This is a genomic window from Bacillus sp. TH25, assembly GCF_016650935.1.
GTDB classification, from domain to species: Bacteria; Bacillota; Bacilli; order Bacillales; family Bacillaceae_G; genus Bacillus_A; species Bacillus_A mycoides.
In genome coordinates this window covers 1-4,762 of the sequence record NZ_JAEKEU010000010.1, presented here as the reverse complement: position 1 = coordinate 4,762, position 4,762 = coordinate 1, and the positions used below count along the sequence as shown (strand labels likewise).

At 32.7% G+C, this 4,762-nt stretch carries 4 protein-coding genes, 1 pseudogene and 1 riboswitch; of the genes and pseudogenes, 1 reads left to right on the top strand and 4 read right to left on the bottom strand.

Translation table 11 applies throughout. From position 1 onward, the window contains the following. Nucleotides 1–144: 144 nt before the first annotated feature. A complete protein-coding gene (locus JFT89_RS11555; protein ID WP_002013166.1) occupies nt 145–693 on the bottom strand; it encodes an ECF-type riboflavin transporter substrate-binding protein in 549 nt (182 codons plus the stop codon). 139 nt (nt 694–832) lie between these two features. Next, a riboswitch (SAM riboswitch) is annotated at nt 833–948 on the bottom strand. 150 nt (nt 949–1,098) lie between these two features. Between JFT89_RS11555 and JFT89_RS11550 the strand changes: the two are divergent. Further along, a pseudogene (locus tag JFT89_RS11550) lies at nt 1,099–1,781 on the top strand (aspartate/glutamate racemase family protein). Between the two features lie 49 nt (nt 1,782–1,830). Here JFT89_RS11550 and JFT89_RS11545 read toward each other — a convergent pair. The 3 genes from JFT89_RS11545 to JFT89_RS11535 all read right to left on the bottom strand — a co-directional run. Further along, complete coding sequence (locus JFT89_RS11545) at nt 1,831–3,009, bottom strand: macrolide family glycosyltransferase (protein ID WP_002013163.1); 1,179 nt, start codon at nt 3,007–3,009, stop codon at nt 1,831–1,833. Between the two features lie 253 nt (nt 3,010–3,262). Then, complete coding sequence (lepB, locus tag JFT89_RS11540; RefSeq protein ID WP_002013161.1) at nt 3,263–3,793, bottom strand: signal peptidase I; 531 nt, start codon at nt 3,791–3,793, stop codon at nt 3,263–3,265. A gap of 76 nt (nt 3,794–3,869) precedes the next feature. Then, nucleotides 3,870–4,762 (bottom strand): penicillin-binding transpeptidase domain-containing protein (locus JFT89_RS11535; protein WP_274606662.1); only part of this gene is annotated, 893 nt, incomplete at its 5' end.

Genomic DNA, 4,762 nt, shown 5'->3' with positions numbered 1-4,762 from the left:
TTACCTGAACCACTTCGTCCAGCGATAAGTACCTTTTCCCCAGGATATATTTGAAATGTAATATTTTTCAAAGTAGGCTGCGTAGCATGCCTATATTGAAAGGTAAATTGTTCAAAAGAAATAATTGGTTGCATGTATTCATCCCTACTTTTCAATTTTTAAATGTGTATGTTTCTTATTTGATTTCGCTAAGCCGATCGTGATTGGTAAGCCAAGAACTAAAAATACGATAACGTCTGCAATTGTTGCGCCTAGTACTTGTATAACTATTTTGTCAAACGGTTCTCCCATCACAATAATATCGAATGCTCCAGCAAATATAATAGCTATGACAATACCAATTAACCCTGCAATTGCAAAATAAGAAATATCACGGTTATTATACGTTCCATGTTTTACACTAAAACCAACTCTTTTTTGTATGAGTCCCATTGCAAAACCAATAATACCTGAACTAATAACCCATCCCCACCAAATACCCCAACCAGCGATCGTATCTGTAACGGTATGACCGATGAGTCCTATTAAAAGCCCTGCTACCGGGCCAAATAACGCTCCAAAAACTGTTAAAATAGCCAATGCGGGTTTAATAAATGTATTCGGTGCGATAGAAAATCCCCAAAGCCCTAATACCCCGTATAAAGCTGCTCCAATTCCAATAGCTACTACTAGCTTTGTCGTTAATTTATTCATTACAATTCCCCTCTCGTATTATTCAACTTTTAATACTCTATATTTATTTTGAAAATGAATTATGCATCGACACTTCCTTTCTATACAATAAAAAATGACCTCTTAAATAAGAGGTCATTTTCTTTCACGTACAAGAATCCCCTTATCTTTCAAAAGACACATAGTGTCCTCTGCGGAATTAGCACCTTCCTATGTAATTACATAGGGGTTGCTGAGGCTTCAAAGGGCCGTTCCCTCTACCTCTCTGGATAAGTATGTATTTGTAATCTGTATTATGGCACTAACAATAAATAATTTCAATACTTTTCTTACTATTTTTATTTTTCGATAAATATTTCATTTAAATCATTGTATTCTTATCGGAATTATGAAATAATAAATTCAAAATTGTTACGGGAGGAATGCATGATGAAAGTAATTGGCTTAATTGGCGGACTAAGTTGGGAATCAACATCGTTATATTATAAACATATTAATACAATAACTCTCTCTCAATATGATCAAAATGCGAAGCTTGTTTTATATAGTATGGACTTTGGTGAAGTAACTACATTATTACAAAATCATCAATATGAAGAAGTGAAAAATGAATTAGTCGCAGTAGCAAAAAAGTAGAACACTCTGGAGCTGAATGTTTACTAATGTGTTCTAATACTGTACATCTATTTGCTGAGGAAGTAGAACAAGCAATATCAATCCCACTTCTTCATATCGGTGATGTAAGTGCTAAAGAAATGGTAGAACAGAATATAAAACGGATCGGATTATTAGGAACGAAACAAACAATGGAAGAAGATTTTTATACATCACGACTAGCAAAATATAACATTGAGACAATTATCCCAAATGACGAAGAAAGAACTTTTATCCATCACGTCATATTAAATGAATTAAGTAGAGGAATTATTTCAGAAACATCAAAAGAAAAACTAATACAAATTACCAATTCATTAATTAATAATGGGGCTGAAGGAATTCTACTTGGCTGTACGGAAATTCCTTTGCTCATTTCCCAAAATGATCTATCTGTTCCTGTTTTTGATACTGCTTATTTACATGCGAATACTGCTGTACAATTTGCTGGATAATAATATAAAAGCATACAGGTAGAGCCTCTATGCTTTTATATTATCCGAACTATTTATTTAAAAGAGCATCAATAACTGCAATGGCTCTTTTGGAACCACCACACTCTAAAAAACTTTCATTCAGTTTTCGAATGCCATGTTTATACTTTTTATTTGAAAGAACGTCTGTTACCGCCTTTTTTAAAGTTTGCACATTAACATGCTCTTTCAATAATCTATGTGCTGCCTCCAGCTCAGTTAATCTTTGCGCTATCATAGGTTGATCTTTATCATGCGGTATTATCACAAATGGGACATTATAATGGATTGCATCGTGCACACTATTCATTCCACCATGTGTAATAAAAACATCTGCTTCACTTAATATTTCTGATTGAGGTACGTAAGGGGCTATAATAAAGTTGTCTGGCGCTTGCTTAATTTTTGAAATATCATTTCTATCACCGATCGCCATTACTACAATCCCTTCGAAATTTGAAAAAGCATCAATACAAGTATTAAAAAATGGTTCGAGCCCTTCAAGAAGTGTTCCCATTGAAATATAAATAACTTTCTTTTTTGAAAGCAATTCAAGTGGAAACTTTGCATTTGTTTTGCGCTTTATAATACTCGGTCCAATAAAAACATTGTTTTCTCCGAACGAATCGCTATTAGGTTGAAAATAACGACTTGTATACACGAGACTAATATCTCCCTTATTATGCATAAATTGAAGATTATTTTTGGGCTTTACTCCAAATTCATGTTCCATTTGATACAGTAACTTTTCAGAGAGTTCATCGGGTTGGAATTGTATTTCTGCATTTGGATGAAAAGGCAAGGTTTCCAATAATACTGGTGGAATTAAAAATATAGGAGAGGAAACTATGCTTGGAACCTGTAAATATTCCTTTACTAACTCTCCAGCACCAAATATATCATAAACTACGAAATCAAAATTAATGCTTTTACATAATTCTTTCGTAATTTCTAATATATATAAAGAAGTTTGAACATGTACATGAAAGAAAGATTTTAATCCATATGAAGTTTCATTATCAATAGAAATCTCCTTTAATAAATCCGGATGAGTATGTACAATAGCTCCCAAAACTTCAAGCCTTTCCTTAAAGTTTTCCGTTGTAATATAGTGTACGTTATCACCTCTTTCAGTAAAGGCCTTTACTAAACTTAATGTAGGATTTACATGTCCCTCTGCAGGAAAATTAACTATTAAAATATTCAACACGTATTTCTCACTCCTTACAATTCAATGTTCTTATTAATCGTACTGTTATTATTACAAGCAATCTTCCTCTAATAGTCCCAATATGCTTACTACTTTAGGTTGATAAATAATTATCAGTCATCGGAAAAGGCATCTACATAAGTAGATGCCTAACTGTGATAAGGAGTGTTCTGTGAGGTTAGGATAAGCTTTTCTGCTTGTCCTATGCTATCAATATATGAATTTTTTTATAAAACGTGCATATCTAATAGAATTATTTTAACCATTTTATTTGATCAAATGGATAATATACCATTTTCACTTTACCTATTACATGTGACTCATTGATAAGTCCAAGTGTATTCCTACTATCTTTACTATGATTTCGATTATCACCTAATACAAATAATTTATGCGAGGGAACTTTCATTTCTCTAAAGTTTGAAAAACGATTTGATACTTGTGACATATCTAACTGTATATACAACTCATCTCGCTTTTTACCGTTAATATATACCACATCGTTTCTTAATTGTATGTTATCCCCTGGTAATCCAATAATTCGTTTCACGTAGTATGTAGGCTCGTCTTCTTTTTTTATTATTACAACATCACCATGATGAAAAGAAGAAAAATAGACACTAGCCTTATTAACTAGTATGCGATTATTTTCATTCAAAGTAGGTTGCATCGAAATTCCTTCTACCATACAAAATAAAAATGACTTATTAATAATAATAATTCCTATTATAATTAAAATATAGCTACATATTTTTCTCCAATCTTTTAGAATCAATTGCTTCATATATACCTCATTTCTAATCTATTCGTATGTAAAAACGTCTCTAGTCCATATAAATGCTAGAGACGTTTCGTATATTTTAATTCTCTTTAGAGTCATCTATTTTTGGTGCTTCGCCAGTTAATCGCTTATTTTTTAAATCAAAATAAGCATCTAAAACTTCTTTTCCAATATCAGAGTTAATACCAGACTTATCATTTATAACCCATGGTACTACAACAGAAAATGCTACTTCTGGATCATCATATGGCGCATATCCTGCTAATGTTAAATTATAGCATTCTCTACGATCGCCTTTCTCATTTCTCCCAATATCACTTTCTCCACCGTATACAGTCTGTGCAGTTCCTGTTTTGCCAGCTGGTTTATACGGTGCTTTTTGGAACGCCCTTACTCCCGTTCCATCCCCTTCTTGGAATACTTTCCTAAAGCCTTCTTTTACTTGATTGATATATTCTTCTTTCATATCAATTCTATTTAAAACAACGGGTTCTATTGATTGTACTACTTTACCGACCTCATCTTTTTGAACGGTTTGTTCTCTAATTTCTTGAAGAATTTGTGGTTTCATACGATACCCGCCATTTGCAATAGTTGAAATATATTGTGCAAGCTGAAGTGGTGTATACGTATCATACTGACCAATGGAAAAGTCTAATAAGAAACCTGGCTGATTATCTTTTCTCCCAATTTGCCCCGCTGTTTCATTCGGTAAATCAATGCCTGTTGGAACACCTAAACCAAATTGTCTGAAATAATATCTCATCTTATCAAAGTATTCTTGTTTAATATCTAATGAACTGTTCTTTACATAATCCATACCAGCAATTTTTAATGCTGTGTTAAACATATAAACGTTAGAGGAAACTTGTAAAGCTCTTAGGTCATCTATATCTCCAAAATCTTTCCATGACTTTTTCTCCTTAGTTCCTTTAAACTTCATAGGTGCATCATAAAAATGTGTTCCCGGTG

What these genes read in the sequence shown, in the direction of transcription:
- JFT89_RS11555 (WP_002013166.1), bottom strand. Translation starts at nt 693, where the DNA reads ATGAATAAATTAACGACAAAGCTAGTAGTAGCTATTGGAATTGGAGCA.
- lepB (WP_002013161.1), bottom strand. Translation starts at nt 3,793, where the DNA reads ATGAAGCAATTGATTCTAAAAGATTGGAGAAAAATATGTAGCTATATT.